Origin of the sequence: Streptomyces sp. NPDC096310, assembly GCF_044763125.1 — a bacterium.
GTDB lineage: Bacteria > Actinomycetota > Actinomycetes > Streptomycetales > Streptomycetaceae > Streptomyces.
Map to the genome: position 1 here is coordinate 59716 of NZ_JBIWFO010000022.1, position 20523 is coordinate 80238.

At 68.5% G+C, this 20523-nt stretch carries 20 protein-coding genes and 3 pseudogenes; 9 read left to right on the plus strand and 14 right to left on the minus strand.

All coding sequences use genetic code 11. The features are described from left to right. The first annotated feature begins 38 nt into the window (after positions 1–38). Both ACIQ7D_RS30045 and ACIQ7D_RS30050 read left to right on the plus strand, forming a co-directional pair. Positions 39–773, plus strand: a complete 735-nt coding sequence (locus ACIQ7D_RS30045; RefSeq protein ID WP_403942913.1) for an NADPH-dependent F420 reductase — start codon at positions 39–41, stop codon at positions 771–773. A 214-nt stretch (positions 774–987) separates the two neighbouring features. Next, entirely contained in the window at positions 988–1980 is a 993-nt protein-coding gene (locus ACIQ7D_RS30050) for an LLM class flavin-dependent oxidoreductase (RefSeq protein WP_403942915.1), read from the plus strand. A gap of 56 nt (positions 1981–2036) precedes the next feature. Here ACIQ7D_RS30050 and ACIQ7D_RS30055 read toward each other — a convergent pair whose 3' ends face one another. From ACIQ7D_RS30055 to ACIQ7D_RS30070, 4 genes are read right to left on the minus strand one after another with little or no spacing between them, the layout of a single operon-like run. Next, positions 2037–3233 carry an acyl-CoA dehydrogenase family protein gene (locus tag ACIQ7D_RS30055; protein ID WP_403942917.1) on the minus strand — a complete coding sequence of 399 codons (1197 nt, stop codon included), beginning with the start codon at positions 3231–3233 and terminating at the stop codon, positions 2037–2039. Between the two features lies 1 nt (position 3234). Continuing rightward, positions 3235–3597: a hypothetical protein gene (locus tag ACIQ7D_RS30060; RefSeq protein WP_403942920.1), complete on the minus strand. Its 363-nt coding sequence runs from the start codon at positions 3595–3597 to the stop codon at positions 3235–3237. After that, positions 3594–4973, minus strand: coding sequence for an acyclic terpene utilization AtuA family protein (locus ACIQ7D_RS30065; RefSeq protein WP_403942922.1), 1380 nt, complete (start codon positions 4971–4973; stop codon positions 3594–3596). Before ACIQ7D_RS30065 ends, ACIQ7D_RS30060 begins: the two co-directional genes overlap by 4 nt. Continuing rightward, entirely contained in the window at positions 4970–5734 is a 765-nt protein-coding gene (locus ACIQ7D_RS30070; RefSeq protein WP_403942925.1) for an enoyl-CoA hydratase/isomerase family protein, read from the minus strand. Before ACIQ7D_RS30070 ends, ACIQ7D_RS30065 begins: the two co-directional genes overlap by 4 nt. Before the next feature lie 134 nt (positions 5735–5868). Between ACIQ7D_RS30070 and ACIQ7D_RS30075 the strand changes: the two genes are divergently transcribed. After that, positions 5869–6570, plus strand: coding sequence for a GntR family transcriptional regulator (locus ACIQ7D_RS30075; RefSeq protein WP_403942927.1), 702 nt, complete (start codon positions 5869–5871; stop codon positions 6568–6570). 74 nt (positions 6571–6644) lie between these two features. Next, a complete protein-coding gene (locus ACIQ7D_RS30080) occupies positions 6645–7112 on the plus strand; it encodes an SRPBCC family protein (protein ID WP_403942930.1) in 468 nt (155 codons plus the stop codon). 69 nt (positions 7113–7181) lie between these two features. On the opposite strand, the gene ACIQ7D_RS30085 is transcribed toward ACIQ7D_RS30080, so the two are convergent. The 5 genes and pseudogenes from ACIQ7D_RS30085 to ACIQ7D_RS30105 all read right to left on the minus strand — a co-directional run bounded on the left by ACIQ7D_RS30085 (position 7182) and on the right by ACIQ7D_RS30105 (position 11534). Continuing rightward, positions 7182–8324 (minus strand): iron-containing alcohol dehydrogenase family protein, encoded by a 1143-nt coding sequence (locus ACIQ7D_RS30085; protein WP_403942932.1) that lies wholly within the window; start codon positions 8322–8324, stop codon positions 7182–7184. Beyond that, complete coding sequence (locus ACIQ7D_RS30090; protein ID WP_403942935.1) at positions 8321–9421, minus strand: acyl-CoA dehydrogenase family protein; 1101 nt, start codon at positions 9419–9421, stop codon at positions 8321–8323. Before ACIQ7D_RS30090 ends, ACIQ7D_RS30085 begins: the two co-directional genes overlap by 4 nt. Further along, entirely contained in the window at positions 9411–10679 is a 1269-nt protein-coding gene (locus ACIQ7D_RS30095) for an acyl-CoA dehydrogenase family protein (RefSeq protein ID WP_403942938.1), read from the minus strand. The genes ACIQ7D_RS30090 and ACIQ7D_RS30095 overlap by 11 nt, the downstream gene beginning before the upstream one ends. Before the next feature lie 118 nt (positions 10680–10797). Beyond that, positions 10798–11121 (minus strand): annotated as a pseudogene (locus ACIQ7D_RS30100) (integrase core domain-containing protein); the annotation flags it as partial. A 221-nt stretch (positions 11122–11342) separates the two neighbouring features. Beyond that, positions 11343–11534, minus strand: a complete 192-nt coding sequence (locus tag ACIQ7D_RS30105) for a transposase (protein ID WP_403943004.1) — start codon at positions 11532–11534, stop codon at positions 11343–11345. A gap of 17 nt (positions 11535–11551) precedes the next feature. Between ACIQ7D_RS30105 and ACIQ7D_RS30110 the strand changes: the two genes are divergently transcribed. Next, positions 11552–12055 (plus strand): DDE-type integrase/transposase/recombinase, encoded by a 504-nt coding sequence (locus ACIQ7D_RS30110; RefSeq protein WP_403942940.1) that lies wholly within the window; start codon positions 11552–11554, stop codon positions 12053–12055. Between the two features lie 48 nt (positions 12056–12103). Here ACIQ7D_RS30110 and ACIQ7D_RS30115 read toward each other — a convergent pair whose 3' ends face one another. Next, entirely contained in the window at positions 12104–13222 is a 1119-nt protein-coding gene (locus ACIQ7D_RS30115) for an NADH:flavin oxidoreductase (RefSeq protein WP_403942942.1), read from the minus strand. Between the two features lie 141 nt (positions 13223–13363). On the opposite strand from ACIQ7D_RS30115, the gene ACIQ7D_RS30120 reads away from it, so the two are divergent. The 4 genes and pseudogenes from ACIQ7D_RS30120 to ACIQ7D_RS30135 all read left to right on the plus strand — a co-directional run bounded on the left by ACIQ7D_RS30120 (position 13364) and on the right by ACIQ7D_RS30135 (position 17952). Next, a complete protein-coding gene (locus tag ACIQ7D_RS30120; RefSeq protein ID WP_403942945.1) occupies positions 13364–13858 on the plus strand; it encodes an RrF2 family transcriptional regulator in 495 nt (164 codons plus the stop codon). Between the two features lie 301 nt (positions 13859–14159). After that, positions 14160–15369 (plus strand): annotated as a pseudogene (locus ACIQ7D_RS30125) (IS256 family transposase). A 74-nt stretch (positions 15370–15443) separates the two neighbouring features. Further along, positions 15444–16424 carry a threonine/serine dehydratase gene (locus ACIQ7D_RS30130; protein WP_403942947.1) on the plus strand — a complete coding sequence of 327 codons (981 nt, stop codon included), beginning with the start codon at positions 15444–15446 and terminating at the stop codon, positions 16422–16424. A 115-nt stretch (positions 16425–16539) separates the two neighbouring features. After that, on the plus strand, positions 16540–17952 hold the full coding sequence (locus ACIQ7D_RS30135; protein WP_403942949.1) for an MFS transporter: 1413 nt from the start codon (positions 16540–16542) through the stop codon (positions 17950–17952). Between the two features lie 32 nt (positions 17953–17984). Here ACIQ7D_RS30135 and ACIQ7D_RS30140 read toward each other — a convergent pair. The 4 genes and pseudogenes from ACIQ7D_RS30140 to ACIQ7D_RS30155 all read right to left on the minus strand — a co-directional run. Beyond that, positions 17985–18797 (minus strand): annotated as a pseudogene (locus tag ACIQ7D_RS30140) (zinc-binding dehydrogenase); the annotation flags it as partial. Positions 18798–18934: 137 nt separating this feature from the next. Then, positions 18935–19228 (minus strand): hypothetical protein, encoded by a 294-nt coding sequence (locus ACIQ7D_RS30145; protein WP_403943015.1) that lies wholly within the window; start codon positions 19226–19228, stop codon positions 18935–18937. A gap of 118 nt (positions 19229–19346) precedes the next feature. Next, complete coding sequence (locus ACIQ7D_RS30150; protein ID WP_403942951.1) at positions 19347–19541, minus strand: hypothetical protein; 195 nt, start codon at positions 19539–19541, stop codon at positions 19347–19349. 245 nt (positions 19542–19786) lie between these two features. Further along, a complete protein-coding gene (locus tag ACIQ7D_RS30155; protein ID WP_403943006.1) occupies positions 19787–20152 on the minus strand; it encodes a cupin domain-containing protein in 366 nt (121 codons plus the stop codon). Between the last annotated feature and the right edge of the window lie 371 nt (positions 20153–20523).

Here is a 20523-nt window from a genome sequence, read left to right on the forward strand (position 1 = left end):
CCGCTGTCAGGGTGGCACAATCCCCGAAGGGACAAATCATGAAAATCACAGTTGTCGGAGCCGGAGCAATCGGCGGAAACCTCGCGGCCAAGCTCAGCACGGCCGGTCACGATGTCCAGGTAGCGGACGCCCGTGGACCCGAGGCCGTTGCGCCCGAGGTGCTGCAAACCGGCGCCCGCGCCGTGGATCTGGACGACTCGGTACAGGGCAGGGACGCGATCATCCTGGCGATCCCGTTCGGGGTGCAGGGACAGCTGGCCGACCTGTTCGCCTCGGTGCCCGCGGAGACCGTGGTCATCGACACCTCGAACTATTACCCATTCATGAGCGGGCAGATCGAGGCCGTGGACGACGGCAAGGTCGAGAGCGTCTACGCATCCGAGCTGCTCGGCCGGCCCGTCACCAAGGCGTGGAACGCCGCGCTCGCCGGCACTCAGGCCACCAAGGGCGTTCCCGCGGGCACGCCGGGGCGCATCGCCATCCCCGTGGCGAGCGACTCCGACGAGGCGCGGACGGTGGCCATGCAACTGGTGGACGACACGGGCTTCGACCCGTACGACGCCGGCGTGCTGGCCGACTCGTGGCGCCAGCAGCCCATGGGCCCCGCGTACTGCACCGAGCTCACGCTCGACGAGCTCCCGGCCGCCCTGGCCGCGGCCGACCCGGTCAAGGACCATGCCGTCCGCAACAGCATGCCAGAGCGTATCGCCGCTCTTGGGGCCAACCCCACCGTGGACGAGGTCGTCGAGATGAATCGCGCCGCCCACCGCTGAACCACACGCGGAACCAGCAGCGCCCACGCTGGGTCGCGGCCACGGTGACATGACAAAGTCGTAAAGCGCGTCCTCGGAACCGTGCCGCGGCCCTGTCCTGGCCGCGACAGGACCGAACAGCCACTACACACCACGTCAGAAGCCGGGCAGGCGCCCGCTCCACAGCATTTCCCGCCGACCCCGCAACCGAGCCGGCAGCAAGGACCGAAAGATCATGAAACTCTCTCTCGTCGAGCTCTCTACCGTCGCCCCCGGCAGCGACAAGCGACAGGCACTCAAGGACTCGATCGACGCCGCGAAGCAGGCGGAGGACCTCGGTTACCACCGTATCTGGTACGCCGAGCACCACGACTCCGCCAGCACCGCCTCCTCGGCGCCCGAGATCCTCATCGCGCTTGCGGCGAACGCCACTTCGCGTATCCGTGTCGGCTCGGGAGCGGTCCTGCTCAACCACTACAGCCCGTACAAGGTCACCGAGTCCTTCCTCCAGCTCGAAGCGCTCGCGCCGGGCCGCATCGACCTCGGACTGGGCCGCGCCACCGCCGGTCCCGTGGTCGACCTCGCCCTGCGCCGCGACCGCGACGCACCGGCTACCGACGACTTCGCGCAGCAGGTCCAGGAAGTGCTCGCCTACTTCGACGGCCGCTTCCCGGCCGGCCACGCCTTCGCCCGGCTGAACCCGGCCGCGGGCGTCGCCACACGGCCCGAGGTATGGATCCTCGGCTCCTCCGGCAACAGCGCCCGCATGGCAGGCGAACTCGGTCTCGGCTATGCCTTCGCGGGCTTCATCAACCCCGACGGGGCCGAACGCGCCCTGCTCCGCCACGGCGCGTTCGCCGGGCCGGCGGCCCGCGGCATCCTCTCCGTCAGCGCGGTGGTCGCCGATACAGACTCCGAGGCACAGCGTCTGAACTGGACGAGGACCGCGTTGATGGCACGCCTGGGACGGATGGGCGCGGCCGCACCCGTGCCCACTGTCGAGGAAGCCGAGCGGGAACTCGGCCAGGCGCAGAAGGACATACCCACGGTCATCACGGACGGCCGCTGGCCCCGCCAGCTCGCCGGAAGCCCGGCGACCGTACGGGACCAGCTGGAGCAGATGACGAAGGCCGCGGGCGTGGACGAGGTGATGGTCCAGGACATCATCGCCGCCCCAGCCGACCGGGCCCACTCCCGCGCACTGCTGGCCGAGGCGCTGGGGCTCTGAGGCCGCCGAGCGGCGCGAACCTCGCTGACCCGTCGAGGCCGGCGAGGTTCGCGAGTTCAGTAGCTCTTCTCGAGCCCCAGCACCTTCTCCCCGATGAAGTTCAGCACCATCTGGTTGTTGACGGGGGCGATGCGATGGGGCCGGAGCTCGATCCAGTGCCGGCCGATGTGGTACTCGGTGGCGAACGAGTACCCGCCGTGCACCTGCATGACGGCATCGGCGGTCCGGAAGGCGGCCTCGGACGCCAGGTACTTCGCCATGTTGGCGACGCGGCCGATCTCCTTGGGGGGTGCGCCCGCGTCGTAGGCCGCTGCGGCCTCCCGCACCGCGAGGGCGGCGGCGTTGAGCTGTATGTAGGAGTCGGCCAGCGGGTGCTGCACCGACTGGTTCTGGCCGATGGTCCGGCCGAAGACGACGCGTTCGCCGGCGTAGTCCACGCCGCGCTCAAGGCACCAGCGGCCCATGCCGACGCACTCGGCCGCGAGCAGGATGCGCTCGGAGTTCACGCTAGCCAGAATCTGCCGGAATCCCTGACCTTCCTCGCCGACCAGGTCGGATACGGGTACCGGAAGGTTGTCGAACCAGACCTCGTTGGAGTCGACAGCGTTACGTCCCAGCTTGGCGATCTTCTTGATCGTCACCTGGGGGACCTTGAGGTCGGCGATGAGCATGGACATGCCCGACGTCTGCTCCGTACCGTCGGCCCCGCGGCTGGCGGTGCGGCAGAGCAGCAGGCACTTCTCGGCGCGCTGCGCGTGCGAGTTCCACACCTTCTGCCCGTTGACGATGTACTGATCGCCCTGTCGCACGGCAGTCGTCTTGATGCGGGACGTGTCAGTTCCTGCGTCCGGTTCGGTGACGCCGAAGCTGACGGCCAGGTCACCGGAGACCATGCGTCCGAGGTACTTGTCCTGAATCTCGCGGCTGCCGTACTTGATGATCGAACCGAGGGCGATGTGGCTGGAGTGCACGGTGCTGCACGCCGCGGTGGCCCCGCCACCGGCGCCGACCTCCTCCAGCATGGCCGCGGCCTGGCTCAGGCTCGCCCCGCCACCGCCGTACTCCTCGGGCACCGTCATGGTGGTGAACCCGCTCTCGACGAAGTCCCGGTAGTACTCCTCCGGAAACTCCTGGCGCTCTTCTTTCCCACTCCAGTACTCCAGCGGGTACTTGGCGTTGATCGCCTTGACCGCGTCGCGGATGTCGTCGTGGCCGAGCGTCGTGATCGGCAGGTGTTCTTGCCTGATACTCATGTCAGTTGAGCTCCTCGTCGTCAGCATCCGCGTCGAGCAGGGTGGATTCGGTGTCGGTGAGCTCGATCTCCAGGAAGCACAGCGCGTCGGCGAGTGCCTTGCCCTGGGGGTCCAAGCGCAGAGTGCTGGTCCCGCCGCGACCGAGAATCCCGTACAGCAGGAAGTTGAGGGCGTGCAGGTTCTCGAGCTCGAAGCGCTCAGTCCCAGTGGCTCGGTCGTGGAAGTGGTCTTGTACTCGCGGCGCCGTCAACTCCCTCTGGAGCGCGGGGTACCAGTGCGGGTGCCGTGCGGCCACCCCGATATTCGCGGTGCCTCCCTTGTCGCCCGAGCGGGCGTAGGCGATGCGGCCCACCGGGACTTTCATGAACGGGGTCCTTCCTCGAGCAGTTCGACTGCGGGGCGGATCAACTCGCGGGGTACGAGGGCCGGCCAGTAACTCATCACCGCGGACACGCGTGCGCGCCCGGGAGACAGGGTGGTTTTGCCGGGCGGCCCGTGGAACACCGTGCCCAGTTCGACGACTACGCGTTGCAGGGCCTCACGGCTGTCCGACCTGGCCGCGAAACGCAGCACGACCTCGCTGGGCTGCCCGCCGAAGGTGCGCGGCGTCCTGTGTTCGTGGACGGCCCCGGTTCCGATGAGATCCCAGTGCACTTCCTCGATCGGGAGGCCGAGCCGCGCGATGCGTTGCTCGAGCACCTCCCGCGCCTTGCGGGCACGGCCGACGGCGTCGGGCGCGGAGTAGAGCCAGAGCGAGCTGGTCGAGTAGCCGTCCGCATAGCAGGCCGACACCTTCAGAGTGCTGGGGGCGGGGCGCCCGGTCGCTCCGGTGATCTCCACGAGATCGGGGGCGAGTTGGCTTACGCGGAGGGTGGTCCAATCCGCGGTGACGTCCGGGGTCAGGTAGGCGCGGGGGTCGCCGATCTCGTAGAGCAATTGCTCGATCGTGGTCGTCTCGTCCACCAGTCCGCCGCTGCCGGGTGTCTTGCCGAGCTCGATCCGGCCGTGTGCGTCGACTTCGACGATCGGGAAGCCGATCGCCGCCATGTCCGGGACATCCTGCCAGCCCGCCTGATGGTTGCCGCCGGTGACATGTGCTCCGCACTCGATCAGGTGGCCGGCGACAATGCCTGCGGCGAGCAGATCCCACTCGTCGTGCTTCCACCCGAACTCGTACCGGAGCGCCCCGAGTGTCAGGGACGGGTCGGCGACCCGGCCTGTGATCACCACATTCGCCCTGCGGCGCAGTGCTTCCACGACCGGTTCGGCACCGATGTAGACGTTGGCGCTGGCGATGCGGTCCGCCACCTGGGAGAACGGCTCACCGGTCTCTATGTTGTCCAAGTCAACCGATTCGTCGGCGAGTTCGTTGATGTGGGGCATGAGGTCGTCCCCGGACACCGCGGCGATGCGGACCTTGTCTCCCACGCCCAGTTCGCTCGCCAGTTCCTGCACCCGCCGCGCACATCCCGCTGGGTTCATTCCCCCCGCGTTGCAGATGATCGTCACCCCGCGTTCGACCGCGTCGGGCAGTACGTCGCGCAGGATCGGGATGATGTCGGTCGCGTATCCGGCCTCCGGCTCCCGTTGCATCTGCTTACGCAGGATCGACATCGTCACTTCGGCGAGGAAGTCCATCACGAGGTAGTCGATGCGGCCCTCGCGGACGAGCCTGCCGGGCGCGGAGATGTCGTCGCCCCAGTACCCGAGGCCGCCTCCGATACGTACGGTCGCCTTCATCGTCCCTGCCACTTCGGTCGTCGGCCCTCGCGGAAGGCGCGCGGGCCTTCCCTGGCGTCCTCGCTGTCGTACACGGGCCGGAAGATTTCCGTGGCGATGGCGCTGGTGGCCCCAACCCCGGCCTCCGCCCCCACGCGCATGAGCCACTTGAAAGCCTTAACGGACAGCGGTGCGTTGTCGGCGATGGTCCGCGCAACCTCCCAAGCCCTGGGAAGCAGGTCCGCAGCCGACACCACCTCGTTGACCAGACCCACCTCGTAGGCGCGGCGCGCCGAGATCGGCTGCGCGGTCAGCAGCAACTCGGCGAGTACACGGCGCGGCAGCATGCGCGTCAAGGGCGCCGCCCACGGCGCGCCACGACTCCACTTGGCTTCGGAGATGGCGAAGGACGCCGTTTCCGAGGCCAGGCAGAGGTCGCCGAACTGGGCGAGCCGGAAGCCGCCGGCGAAGGCGGCGCCGTTGACCGCGGTAATCACCGGCTTCTCAATGAAGTCGTCCGGTCCGAACTCGGCGAAGTAGTCCATCGGCGGACGTCCCGTGGACCTGCGCGCCATCTCCTTGAGGTCCGCTCCCGCACAGAAGGCCCTGTCCCCGGCACCCGTGACGATCGCCACGCGGTGCGCGTCGTCCGTCGCAAACTCGTGCATGGCCGCGGCCAGCGCCTCGCGCAACGCGCTGTTGACCGCGTTGCGCGCCTCCGGTCGGTTCAGGGTGAGCAGCAGGACGCCGTCGCGCGATTCGGACTGCAGGACGTCGGTCATCAACACCATCCCCATCGTCGTGTCGATTATCTTGCATGCAATTTAGAGTCGGGTCAATGTTGTGACTTCAGGATGTCAACTTCCTTTGCATGTAGGATGGTCGACATGGTTCTCCTCAATCGGAGCAGTGCCGGATGACCAACGACCCCCTGACGGACGGTTTGTGCCGACTAATCCGCACAGGGGAACTGTCCCCTGGCCAGCGCGTCGACCAGCGAGTCGTCGCGGAGCGGCTCGACGTCAGCCGCACCCCCCTGCGCGAGGCACTCAGAGCCCTCGCGTCCGACGGCATACTGACGCGGGTCCCCAATGCCGGTTACGCCGTGGCGAAGCTGAGCGCCAGCGACCTGCTGCAGTGCTATTCCATGCGTACGCTGCTGGAGACCGAGGCTCTCCGCGCCATCGAATGGCCCGGGCGTGACAGCGTCGATGAGCTCAAAGCCTTGAACGAGGCGTGCCGTGCCGCCGCCGAGTCCGGCGATGTCGAGCGACTCATCGAGGCCAACCGCGCTTTCCATTTCCTTACATTCAGCTGGTCACCGCTGAAGATCTTCGTGAACGAGATCGGACGCATCTGGCGTCTGTCGGATCCCTATCGGGCGCTGCATTACCAGGCCGACCCGCAGCGACGGAAGCGTGCCGCCATCGATCACGACGCCATGATCGCCGCAATCGAGGCAGCCGACGCCGAGGAACTGATCGCACTCATGGACCGACACCGGTTCGGCTCCCGAACGATGCTGCAGGACATGCTCGGCCCGTCCGCGGATCCGGCCGTGCTGACACTGCCCCAGAACGCCGTAGAACTCGTCGGCAACCGGCTGCCTGTCGGCTGAGGGCGCATACCCCAACCCTTTCCATACCATGATTCTGCATGCATAATCGCCGACACAACTGGCCGGAGGGTGCCATGCGCAAGGTATACGTGAGCACAGTGTTCGAGCAGCCCATGGAGGTCGTCTGGGCCTCGCTCGGGGATTTCCACCGAGTCGACGCGTGGATGGCGAGGGTGCACGCGTCAACCCCGGAGAGCGGCGACCGGTCGCCGACCATCGGTTCGGTGCGTCAGCTCACCGTCGGAGCGGACGGGCACGTCGCGCGCGAGCGGCTCGTCTCCTACGACTCGGGGAACCGCCTGATGACCTACGAAGTGGCCCAGCGCCCACTGCCCTTTGGAATGACGGACTACCTGGCCACCATCCATGTCCTGCCGGTGACCGACTCGGGCCGTACGTTTGTGGAGTGGTACGGCCAGTACGCGTGCGCGAATTCGGACGCGGCTTCAGCCATCGAGGCCGGCCTGCGAGGCATCTATACGGAGTTCCTGGGTGATCTGCGCACTCACCTGGAGAAGGCCGTCGTCGCCGCGTCGGCCTGACCCCCGTCCGGCTCGGCCCTGCCTCCCGGTCACTCCAGCTCGCAAGGGGAGGCCAGGAGGCACGGTCACTTACAGCGCTTCCTTGAGCAACCGCTCGACGTCTCGGTCTTCAACCCGAAAGGTCGCTCCCCGGGAAGCGAAGTCGTCCATGGCCGCACCGACCAGCAACGGCAAGTCGTCTTCCAGGACCCCGAGTTCACGCAGAGTCCGCAGCTTCGACAGCGGGGCCAGAATCTCCTCGACGGCCTGGGTCACGTCCATCGGCACGACGGCGAGCAGCTCCGCGATCGAAGCCAGAGCCGATGGATCCCGCCGGGTCACCAGTCGCAGGACATGTGGGAGCAGGAGGGCGTCCACCACTCCGTTGTGCGCCTGCACGCGATGGCCCACGCTGTGCGACAGCGCAGCGGTCAGGCCGCCGCCGGAGGAGTCCGTACCGTCGCCCACCAGCACGGCCAGCAGCGCCAGTTCAACCCGCAGCGCGGAGTCGTTCGGGCGCGTGGCCAACATGCCGATCCGGGCGGGCAGTTGGCGCGCCGCGTGACCGAGGGCCGCGTCGGCGAAGAGGTTGCGGCGGCGGGTCGTCAGGCCCTCGAACGCCATGACAAGCGCGTTCAACGCCGCATCCCGCGTCACCGTGACCGGTGCTCCGGCGGTCAGCTCGGGATCGATGATCACGCAGCGGGCGCGGGCCGCCGGATCGAACAGTGCGAGACGACTGGCCGCCCCCTGCCGGGTGACCGCGGCTCCTGCCTTCGGTGCCGCGGTCGTCGGCGTCGTCGGAACGATCACCATGGGCAGCTTGCGGGCCGTCAGCCTTGGGCTGGTAAGCCCACCGCCGGTGTCCCGGCGGGTTGCGAGCATCTCCACGTCGCCCCCTTCGCAGCACAGGATGTTGGCGGCCCGCGCGGTCACAATGGCGGAGCCGCCCCCAACCACCACGACCGAGTCCGCTGACGCAAGTCGGCCGGCCACCATCCGAACCGTCTCGATCGGACTGTGCGGGCGGACATCGCTCACGACCCCCGAGAGCGCGCGGCGGGCAGACCGCTCGATGAGGTGCAGCAGATCGCCGTTGCGAGCGACGCTCGGTGTGCACACCACCATCGGCCGCCTTGATCCGACGCGGTCCAGCTCCTCTGCGAGCCGCGCAACGCTGCCCTCTCCCCAGTTCACCCTCAACGGCTTGCGCGAAAAGGCCTGGACGGTCATGGCGCTTCGCCGAGTCCGACCCGCGCCGCGAGCCGGTCGAGTTCACGGTCGACGGTCGTGAACAGGCGGGCAGAGCTCAAGGCGCGCTTGTAGTAAAGGTGCGCGGGATGCTCCCACGTGTAGCCGATGCCGCCGAGTACCTGGAGCATCGAGGCCGTCACCCGGATCGAGCACGCGGAGACATGGGCATGGGTCATCGCGGCCAGCTCCTCCGGGGCGTCGGCATCGGCGTCCAGACTCCACACCCCGTAGCGAGCGACGTCCCGCGCGGTCTCCACGTCGACGAACATGTCGGCCAGGAGGTGTTTGACGGCCTGGAAGCTCCCGATGGCACGTCCGAACTGCTCGCGGTCGCGCGCGTACGCCACCGCCACGTCGAAGGCGCCGCGCGCCACGCCGGCCAGCTCGGCGGCGAGCAGGACGACTGCCACGGAGCGGGCTCTGCTCAGAGCGGCCGCATCCACCTCGGCGTGGGCCGGTGTCGCCTCGGCGCCGTCCAGCGAGATGGTGGCCAGGGGCCGGGTCGGGTCGAGGGCCGACTCCTGCCCCATGTGGAGGCCCGGGGCCGTCCGCCGCACTCCGAAGACCTGCTCCTCACCCCCGGTCTGCGCGACCACGAGGAAGAGGTCGGCGCGGTCCGGGCAGACCACCTGGGTGACTCGGCCACGCAGCCGCCAGCCATCCTCCATACGCTCGGCAATGACTGGCTCAGCCAGGTCCCCTGGGTTCGCCCAGGTTCCGACCAACGCGCCGGTGGCCAAGTCGCCCAGCCACGCCTTCGCCCGGTCGCCGCGGCCGGCCTGCAGGGCTGCGACCGCGCAGCCGGCGCTGGCCAGCAACGGCTGCGTGGACAGGGCGTATCCCGCCGCATCGAGAACTACGGCGAGATCAACGAGGTTGCCCCCCGCTCCCCCGTCGTCCTCGGCGACCGCGATACCGGCGAGCCCCAGTTCTCCTGCCAATTGCCCCCATATGCCGGGGTCGGCGACCGGCTTGCTACCCAGCACTGCCTCAAGGTCCGCATCCCGTGCCTCACCGAAGAAGTCCCGTGCGTGTCGCTCCAAGTCGCTCTGCTCGTCGCTGAGATCAAACCGCACGGATACTCCCCCTTGTCGATGCGTTGCGAGATGTCGCCGGCCGCGGCTCTCGCGGAAGGCCGAGGACCCGTTCGGCGATCGTGTTGCGCTGAATCTGGAGCGAGCCGCCGTAGACGGTTCCGGGGCGGGCGTGCAGAGCATCCTGGATCCACGCCGTGGCGGACGACGGATCGAGACCGCGCGGCTGCGGGCCTAGGGCAGCCACGGCACTCGGCCCGTCGAACGCGAGCGCTCGCGGTCCGAGGATGTCCATCGCGAGTTCGGTGACCCGCTGGCGATATTGCGACGTGAACATCTTGGTGATCGACGACTCGGGGCCCGGCGGATCGCCGGATACCCCGGCCGCGAGACTACGGAGTGCCAGGCAGTGCAGAACATGCACATCGGCGCGACACCGTGCGATCCGAGCTCGTAGGGCAGGGTCTTTCGCGCCCCCTGTCGCCCGCGCCAGTTCGGCAAGCCGCTCGACCTCGATACGAGCCGCAGCGGCCGCGGCCACTCCCCCCGCGCCCCGCTCGAAACCGAGCAGCCCCAGAGCGACACTCGCGCCCTTGCCGACGCCGCCCACGACATGAGCGTGGGAAGCGATCGCGTCGGTGAAGAAGACCTCGGCGAACTCGGTCTCGCCCGCCATGTTGCGGATGCCTCGGACGGTGACGCCCGGCTGGTCCATCGCCAGCAGCATGAAGCTGATTCCCTTGCCGCCGGGTGCCTCGGGATCGGTCCGGAACAATCCGAAGAGCCAGTTGGCGGTGAGGCCGGCGGTCTGCCAGATCTTCTGCCCGTTGATCACCCAGGAGTCGCCCTGCCGGACGGCTCGGGTACGGACGTTGAAGAGGTCCGAGCCCGCCTCCGGTTCCGAGTACCCCTGGGCCCACTTGATGTCGCCCGAAAGGGTGCGCGGGAGGAAGCGCTCCTTCTGTTCGGCCGAGCCGTAGTGCATCAGCGTCGGGCCCAGGAGCACGATGCCGTTGGCATCGTTCGGGGCCGGGAACTGCGGCGCCCCGGCTTCTGCCAGCTCCTCAGCCACGATCGACTGCTCAATCAGGCTCAGGCCGCCACCGCCGTACTCCGCCGGCCAGCCCGGCGCCAACAGCCCGTGCTCCAGCAACGCGACCCGCCAAGACGTACGGAATCGCTGGCGCTCTTCCTCGGCCAACGCTCCGAACCCGCGCCAATTCGGGCCGAGCAGCCGATGGAGAAGATCGCGGATGCGTATCCGGTAGCCCTGCTCAGCATCCGAGTAGTGCAGATCCATCTTTTCTCCAGTCACCAGACGGCAGGCTGAACCGAAAGAATACCCAATGGCATGCACGATGGTATATCCCTTGACGGTCGGGTCTCGCACCTGAACCGTTCCGGGTTCGGTAGAGACTTCAGCGTGTGGTTGTGACCTGGTGTTTCGTGCTGGTGAGGTAGTAGTTGGTCTCGTATTCGACGGGTGGGATGTGCCCTATTTCACCGTGGAGCCGACGGTGGCAGTACCAGTCGATCCACTCGGCGGTAGCGAGTTCGACCTGGGAAAGCGTCTTCCATGGACGTCGGGGCTTGATCAGCTCAGTTTTGAACAGGCCGATCGTGCTTTCCATGAGGGCGTTGTCGTAGGCGTCGCCGACCGACCCGATCGAGGCCGCGATGCCGGCGGCGTCCAGGTGCTCGGCGAGCCGGAAACTCGTATATTGCGACCCGGCGTCGGAGTGAGGTCGCACCCAATCAGAGATCATTTACGGGACAAGACCTAGCTTGACTCTGTCGGGGATCTTGGAGCCGTCGAGGTCAGGTGCCAGGGTTCGCCAGGACTTCGGCCGGGGGATCTCGTGCTGCACGAGGTAGTTCTGGAAAGCGGTCGGCTGGCGGGGTTGGTGTGTTTCCTCGGTTGGTGGCAGTCTGCTGAGGCGCTCGATGTTGACAGCGATGGCTGTCAGGACGTGCTGGATGTGGGTCTTCCCTGTCCTCGGTAGCGGCAGCGCCGCATGCCGTGTCCATGGGCGAATTCGTTGACCGTGCCTTCCACCCCGGAGCGGGCCGCGTAGCGGGTCTTCCACTCGGGTGTCTGTTGCTCGGTGCGGACGCGGAGTTGCAGGTCGCGGAGCTCTCGCGGGGGAAAGCCCAGTCGCGGACTTCACCCACGTGGCGACCTGGGCCGGTGTCGTCTACGTCGCCTTCGTCGTCGACACCTTCTCCCGCCGCATCGTCGGATGGTCAGCCGCCACGCCGAAAGAGACCCAGCTCGTCCTGGACGCCCTGGAGATGGCCCTGTGGCAACGCGACCGCGACCAACACCCGTACATTCGAGGCGGGTTGGTCCACCACTCGGATGCCGGGTCGCCGTACACGAGTTTCCGGCTCGCCGAACACCTGGACGCCGCTGGTCTCGCGGCGAGCATCGGCACGGTCGGGGACGCCCTGGACAACGCGTTGATGGAATCCACGATCGGTCTCTACAAAACCGAGTTGATCAAGCCGCAACGGCCCTGGAAAACACTCTCCCAGGTCGATCTCGCCACGGCCGAGTGGGTGGACTGGTACTGCCACCGCCGACTCCACGGTGAAATAGGGCACATCCCGCCCGTCGAATGCGAGACCAACTACTACCTCACGACCACGAAACCCCAGGTCAAAGCCACAATCTAAGGTCTCTACCGAACCCGGAACGGTTCAAAGATCCCCGACAGAGTCAAGCTAGTTCAGGGTCTGGAGAGCTTCGGCGCCGAAGGGAACGAGCTCGGACTCCTTGCCGCCGAGGATCTTGTTCGCCCATTGCGGGTCCGCCAGCATCGCCCGGCCGACGGCCACGAGGTCGAATTCATCGCGCTCCAGGCGTTCCAGGAGACGCTCGACGCTGTCCACCCCGACGCGCGCGGCCCCGAGGGTGCTGGGGTCGAAGACGGCGTCCAGCCCCACCGAGCCGACCGTGATGACGGGCTTGCCGGTGAGCTTCCTCGTCCAGCCCGCGAGGTTCAGGTCGAGCCCGGTCTCGGGGAACTCGGGTTCCCAGTAACGGCGGCCCGAGGCGTGGAAGGCGTCGACACCGGCCTGGGTCAACGGGTCCAGCAGTTCCTGGAGTTCGTCCGGACCGGCGGCCAGCCGGGCGTCGTACTGGTACGCCTTCCACTGGGAGAAGCGCAGGATCACCGGAAAGTCGGGCGAGACCCGTTCACGGACGGCGGCGACGATGTCGGCGGCGAACTTCACCCGCGAAAGAACGTTGCCGCCGTAGGCGTCGGTGCGCCGGTTGGTCCGCTGCCACAGGAACTCGTCGATGAGATAGCCGTGCGCGCCGTGCAGTTCCACGCCGTCGAACCCGATGCGTTCGGCTTCCCGTGCGGCATCACCGAAGGCCCCGATGATGTCGTCGATGTCGGAAAGGGACAGCGTCGTTCCGGCTCCGGGGGTGCCGTCGAGCGCGATGCCGGACGGACCGACCGACGGTGCCTCGGCGAACGGCGGGTTGCCGGCCTTCCGCGCGATGCCGACGTGCCACAACTGGGGCACGATCCGGCCGCCTTCGGCGTGCACGGCGTCGACGACACGGCGCCAGCCGGCGAGCTGCTCCGTACCGTGGAAACGCGGCACGCTCTCCACGTCGCCCGCGCTCGGGTGATCGACGTAGGTGCCCTCGGTGACGATCAGCCCGGTTCCGCCCGCGGCCCGCCGCGCGTAGTAGGCGGCGACGTCCTCCCCCGGCACACCGCCCGGGGACTGGGCCCGGGTCATCGGAGCCATCACGATCCGGTTCCGCAATGCCATGGAACCCAGCGTGAAGGGCCTGGCCAGGTACTGAGCTGCGCGCGAAGGCATGAAGACGTACTCCCAGGACGAGTTATGTGTACTTTTCAAACATACATATCCCACCCTCAAAGTGCAACTGTGACGAGTACGCTTTAAGGTCTGGGAGGGATGCCCGATAGGCTGTACTTGAGGAGAAAGGGTGGTACCCCCGTGTTGGACGTCCGGTTCTCCAGCGCCCTGACGACGTTGGTGTTCCTCGGCGTCGCGGCCGAGGAAGGCACCGCGGTGGTGAGCTCCAGCCAGCTCGCCGAGGGCCTGAACACCAACCCGAGCCTGGTCCGCAAACTCCTGGCCCCCCTCGTCAGGGACGGTTTGGTGGACTCGGTGAAGGGGCGCACCGGTGGCGCGAAACTGGCCCGCTCCCCGCAGGACATCCCGCTCGCCGAGGTCTACGTCAGCGTCATCGGCGACAAGCCACTGTGGACATGCCGCCCCGAGGGCCGGCGCGCCTGCCAGGTGTCGGCACACACCGCCGGGTTCTTCGCCCGGCTGACCGAGCGCGCGGAGCAGGCCGTACTCACGATGCTCGGCGACCAGACGCTCGCCGACGCCATGCACGAGCTGCGCTGCACGGACCATCACACCCGTCCGACCGTTCCGGCCACCGGCCGGACCCACACCGGCGGTACGCAGGCTCAGGCGTGATCTGCTGACGTCGCCTCACCATCAGTGCGGAACGGGCGTCCGACCTTCGCCACGGTGTGGGACCGAGCGCTTCGGTTCGTCCCTCGGGTAAGGTGCGGCGCTCAGTTTTTTTTTGATCGGAGCAATGCTCAAGACCTGTGGATCGGCCTCGGGAGGGGTGCCTCGCGAAACGCGGAGGGCGTACCTTCCCGAGTGATCGATTGTTGGTCACCGAGTAGACCCGCGTTGCACCGCAGGTCGGGAAGGCACGCCCGTGCTCAGCCTAGTCAACACCGGCGGAACTACCGAGACCGGATCCCTGATGGACGACATCGTCCGCGAGGGTGCCCGGCGGATGCTCGCCGCGGCCCTGGAGGCCGAAGTCAACCAGTACATAGCCGAGTTGGCCGACGAGCGGGATGAGGCCGGCCGCCGTCTGGTGGTCCGCAACGGCCGTCATCGCGAACGGGCGGTGACCACCGCCGCCGGGCCGGTCGTGGTGAAGGCGCCCCGCGTGAACGACAGGCGCGTCGATGCGGAGACCGGTGAGCGCAAGCGGTTCTCGTCGAAGATCCTCGCGCCGTGGTGTCGCAAGTCCCCGAAGATCAGCGAGGTCCTGCCGCTGCTCTACCTCCACGGACTGTCCTCGGGGGATTTCGTGCCCGCGATGGAGCAGTTCCTGGGTTCCTCGGCCGGTCTCTCGCCAGCGACGGTGACCCGGCTGACGAAGCAGTGGACCGACGACCACACCGCCTTCCAGGCCCGCGAACTGTCAGATTCCGACTACGTCTACGTGTGGGCCGACGGCGTCCACCCCAAGGTCCGCCTCGACCAGGCCCACTCCTGCGTCCTGGTCCTCATGGGTGTGCGCCCCGACGGCCGCAAGGAACTCATCGCGCTGGCCGAGGGGCTGCGTGAATCGACCGAGTCGTGGGCGGATCTGCTGCGTGACTGCCGCCGACGCGGCATGCGCGATCCCGAACTCGTCGTCGGTGACGGCGCGATGGGCCTGTGGAGGGCCCTCGCGGAGGTGTTTCCGCAGGCCAGGCACCAGAGGTGCTGGGTTCACAAGGTCCGCAATGTCATGAACGCGCTACCGAAGTCGGCTCAGCCCGGTGCAAAGAAGGCCCTGCAGGAGATCTACAATGCCGAGGATCGTGACCAAGCCGAGAAGGCGATCAAGGACTTCGAGCGCGCCTACGCAGCGAAGTGGCCGAAAGCAACCAAGAAGGTCACCGACGAGGCCGGACGAGCTCCTCGCGTTCTACGACTTCCCCGCCGAGCACTGGGTGCACCTGCGCACGACAAATCCCATCGAGTCCACTTTCAGCACCGTGAAGCTGAGGACCAAGGTCACCCGCGGTGCGGGCAGCCCGGCCGCGGCCCTGGCGATGGTGTTCAAGCTCGTCGAGTCCGCCCAGGCCCGCTGGCGCGCGATCACCGCACCTCACCTCGTCGCCCTCGTCCGCAACGGGGCCCGCTTCGAGAACGGTCACCTCGTCGAACGCCCCGAGGAACCCGCCGCAGCGTGACACCCCCCTCAACCGACCTGCAACGTCTGGCCGTTGCTCATGGACCAGCGCCGATGGCGCTACGCTGCTGTGTCGTGCAGGAGACGCGTCTCGACACTGTTCGGATCCGGGCGGCTCGCCGGGTGATCGACCCGGTCTTTCTCGACACTCCGTTGTACCGCTGCGAGGCGCTGGAGCCCGGCCTCGGGTGCACGGTGAGTATCAAGCTCGAAACGGCGAACCCGGTCCGCAGCTTCAAGGCCCGCGGCACCGAGGTAGTCGCGAGCCTGCTGGCCGACAAGGGCTCGCGAGCCGTGGTGTGCGCGAGCGCGGGCAACCTTGGCCAGGCCCTCGCGTGGTCCGGTCGCGGCCGGGGGCTCGACGTGACCGTTGTGGCATCCCGCTTTGCGACTCGGGCCAAGCTTGATCGCATCCGCGCGTTGGGCGCTGGGTTGGAGCTGGTGGACGGCGACCACGAGCTGGCTCGTGAGCGGGCGGCGGCCATGGCGCGGTACAAGGGCATCCGGCTGGTCGAAGACAGCCTGGACATCGAGACCTGCGAGGGTGCGGCGACTATCGGCTTGGAACTGGTGGACACCGCTCCGTCGTTCGACGCCGTCCTGATCGCTCTCGGCGGCGGGGCGCTGGCCACCGGCGTGGGCCATGTGGTGAAGGCCTTGGCACCCGACGTCGAGGTGATCTGTGTCCAGCCGCTGGGCGCACCGGCGCTGACCCACTCGTGGCGCCAGCGACGTGTCGTCATCACCGACTCGATCGACACCATCGCCGACGGCGTCGCCGGCCGACGTCCCATCCCGGCCGTCCTGGACGATCTCCTCCTGGTCGCTGACGACGCCGTCCTGGTCCAGGAGGCGTCGATCATCTCTGGTATGCGGATGCTCCTTGACCACGCCGGCCTCGTGGTCGAACCTTCGGCCGCGCTCGGCATCGCGGCGATCCTCGAAGACCGCGACCGCTTTGCCGGCCGACACGTTGTCACCATCGTGTGCGGCAGCAACGTCGATGTAGACGCCTACCATCGCTGGGTTGGCGCGGCTCCCATCCACAGGTCTTGACAATTACTCAGTGATTCGGGCGTCCGGACCGTTGCCGACAACTCGTTCGGTGTGAGAGCACGGGCACGGAGCCGGGCTGCCACGGAATGCGCAATGTGTGAAATACCGTGTGGCCATGGTGCGCGCCGGTGGTCTCCATGCCCGTGGACCGGATGGGTCTGCACCTTCGGACCGGTCCCTCGCTCCGCTGCTCGCGGTCTGCGCGGGTTACTTCATGGTCATCCTGGACGTGACCGTCATCAACGTCGCCGTTCCGGTGGTGGGACGGGAACTGTCGGCGTCCCTCACCGGGATCCAGTGGATCACCAACGGTTACACCCTGATCTTCGCCGGCCTGCTGCTCACCGGCGGTGCGCTGGGTGACCGGCTGGGCAACCGCCGGATCTTCTGCACCGGGGTGGCGGTGTTCACCGTCGCCTCGGCCGGCTGTGGGCTGGCCTGGAGCACCGGCACCCTCGTCGCCGCCCGGCTGTTGGAGGGACTGGGCGCGGCACTGATCGTGCCCGCCTCCCTCGCCCTCCTCCAACACGCCTTCCCTTCACCCGCCGAGCGCTCCCGGGCCTTCGGTCTGTGGGGCTCCATGGCAGGTGTCGCCGCCTCCGCAGGCCCGCTCCTGGGCGGGCTCCTGGTCACCACCCTGGGCTGGCGCTGGGTGTTCTTCATCAACCTGCCCGTCGGGTGTGCCTGCCTGCTGCTCACACTGCGCCGCGTGCCCGCCTCGGCCCGGCGCACGGACCGTCCCGTGGACTGGCCGGCCCAGTGCGCGGTCATCGCGGTGGTGGCCCTGCTCACCGCCGTCCTCAACGAGGCCGGACGACGCGGCTGGACGGACCCACTGATTGCGACCGGGGCGGGCCTGTGCCTGCTGGCGGCCGCCGCGTTCGTCCTGCGCGAGCACCTGGCCCGTACTCCCCTGCTGCCCCTGCGGCTGCTGTGCTCCCGCCCGATGAGCGGCGGAGCGGCCATCGGCCTGCTGTTCAACTTCGCCTTCTACGGCATGATCTTCACCGCCAGTCTGTACTTCCAGCACGAGCGGGGACTGACCGCGCTGCGCACCGGGTTCGCCCTCTTCCCCGCGGTGGCCATGACCATGTTCGCCTCTGTCCTGTCCGGGCGACTCGCGCGCCGCACCGGACACCGCCCGCTCGTGGTCACCGGCATGCTGCTGGGCGCGGCGGGCCTGGCGGGCTGGGCCGCGGCCGGACCTGACCCGGACTATCCGCTGCTCGTGGTGCCGATGATGGCGGCGGGCTTCGGGACGTCCTTCGCCCTCACCGGATCGACCACCACCGTGATGTCGGCCGCCCCGGACCAGTACTCCGGCACCGCCTCCGCCCTGTTCAACACCACCCGTCAGGTGGGCAGTGCTGCGGGCGTCGCGCTGGGAGGCTCCCTGCTGGCCGCCGCGACCAGCTTCACCGCCGGGCTGCGGACCAGCATGGCCGTCGGCGCGGCCGCGTACCTGGCGGCCGCCACCTTCGCGCTCCTCTGTATCCCGCGGAAGACCCCCCGCCACTCCCCCGGCTGAATGGGTGGCGCGCGGCGGCGGACATGTTCTTCTCAGCCGACCGTGAGGACCATCCGGAAGCGGGCCTTGCCGGCGAGCATCTTCTGGAATGCCTCCTCCGCGCGGTCCAGCGGCATGGGCTCGGTCATGGGCCGGATGTCGTGCAGGGTGCCGAACGCCATGGTGTCCTCGACGTCCTGTGCGGGGCCGGAGGGATGGCCCCTGATGACGTAGGCGTCCGAGAGCAGTTGGGACGGGTTGATGCCCAGTGGTGCGGTGCGGGCTCCGATGACGACGAGTTCGCCCCGGGGCGCCATGCCGTTCACGACGGAGGTGATGGCTGCGGAGTTCGCGGCGGTCGCCAGGAGGACCTTGGCACCGCCGAGGGACCGCAGGCTCTCGGCGTCCGGGGTGCCGGCCGCGCTGTCCACGTAGTGATGGGAACCGAGTCATCCGGCGACGTCGGCGTTCTCGGGACCGCGGGCGATCGCCACGGTCTCGAACCCCATCGCGACCGCGTACCGCACGGCGAGGTGCCCGAGGCCGCCGAGCCCGAGTACCGCGACCAGGTCTCCGGGCCGGGCGGAGCTGCGCCGCAGCCCGTTGAAGACCGTCACACCGGCGCACGCGAGAGGCCCGGCGTCGGAAGCCGTCAGCCCGTCGGAGATGCGGGCCAGTGCGTCGACGGGTGCGATCACCTTCTCGGCGAATCCCCCGTCGTAGGTCCACCCGGGAACCTTCAGGTTCCGGCAGACGATGAAGTCGCCCTGCCCGCAGGGCTTGCAGTGCCCGCAACTCCCGCCCAACCAGCCGACGGCGACCCGGTCGCCGACCGAATCCGGCCCTTGCTCTGAAGCACCCGCCCCGCTGTCACCACGGCACGGCGGGCTGTTCCGCCCGCCGTGCCGACCGCGCTCCTGCTCCGCGCCGCCGAGGAGGCGGGCACCATCCGGCCCGGTGTGACGGCGGACGACTTCGTCCGATCGGCGTCCCCACGGGCGGGCTACCAGACACCGGGCATCAACTGGCGGTGGTGGCCGGGGCCGGCGTCGGGATCGGGGCGGGAGGCGTCGACGAGGTGCAGCTCCACGGTGCCCACCGAGTAGGGGCCGGTGGGCCCCGGCAGGACGAGCCGTGCCGGGGCCGGTGTGGTGGCGCCCTGGCGGGTCCGGGCCGGGACGGCACGGGCGGGACCCGCGGCGGCGAGCGGCTCGGCGGCGGCACCGGACGCGACCACGGCGCCCAGTACGCGGCGGCGTGTCATTGTGTCCCGGTTGGTGAACGGCGTTACGGTCACGGGCCCTCCCCGGAGTGTTCCTGAACGTCGGATGCGTCACGGAAGCCCGGTCTGACGGCCCGTAACCATGGACGTCACCCTGTCAGGCACCCCACTCGGGCCGCATCGGCCCACGGATTTACGTCCACAGGATGACGAGCCCGGCGGCGTGGTCCTCGCGGAAGACGTCACGCTCCGGCGGGCGTGCGGTCCGGGATGCCTCCGTAGGACGGTCCTTCCCCGGTCCGCACCAGGCTTCCGCGGTGGGCGTGGTCTCCGGCTGCCCGTGGCTGCCCTTCCGCTCCGCGTCCCCCGCGCCCCCGTATCTCTTCACGCGGAGCGGAGGGACGTTCCTTCCACCAGGTCCCCGACGTGCCGGGCTCATGCTTCCGCCTGTTGCCATGGAGCCCTGCCATGCCCCGCCATTCTGATGCCGGGGCGAAGGCGACCGGGACAGCCGCCCGGTCCCCGCTGAACTCGGGGGTCGCCCGCCGGAGGCGGGCGCACCTGCCGGTACCCCGGCATCCGACAGGTGTCGGATGCCGGGCCTGACGTCACTGCCGGCTGCCCCCGCAGCCCTCAGCTCTGCTTCGACCGGCCGTACTCCTGTGCCATCGAGCCCGCAAAGTCGTACAAGATGACCTGTTCATCGCCGACCACCCAGGCATCGTGACCTGGCGGGCAGACGAAGACGTCCCCCGGCCCGATTTCACACTCGGCGCCGTCGTTCATCCGGAGGCCCATCCTGCCCTGGACCACGAAGCCGTTGTGCTGGACCTCGCAGCTCTCCGTGCCGGCGAGCGGGCCCAGGGATTCGGTCCAGTGCCAGCCGGGCTCGAAGGTGCCCACGGCGAAGTCCAGCCCCGTCAGGTGGAGAACTTCGAGGTGACCCCGCGGAAAGTCACGCCTTTCATCTGCCTTGTCGATCGTCTTGACTTCCATCATTGCCGTCATGAGGTATCCCTCCAACCGCCCCCCTTGCCCTTCCATGGTGCTGCCGCCGGAGAGCCGGTGGCCACCCGTGGCGGCAAAGGTCTCGGAAAACGGCCGGGAGCGGCTCCGCATTCCCCTGCGGGTGGGATCCCATCGGCACAGGGATCGGCGCCGGCCGCGCGGTGCGCCCCCGGCCGACGTCGCCCGGCGCCGGCCGGCCGGGCGCACGCGCAGCAGCGCCCGCGTCACGGTGATCCGGGCCGTCCCCGCCACCTGCCACGGACTTTCAAGTCCCCTGATTTCCTGTCGAGTTACCGAGCGAGATCTGTGGGATCGCCCAGCATTCGGAACCGGGCGTCCCGCGCCGGGGCCGAGTTCTCCCG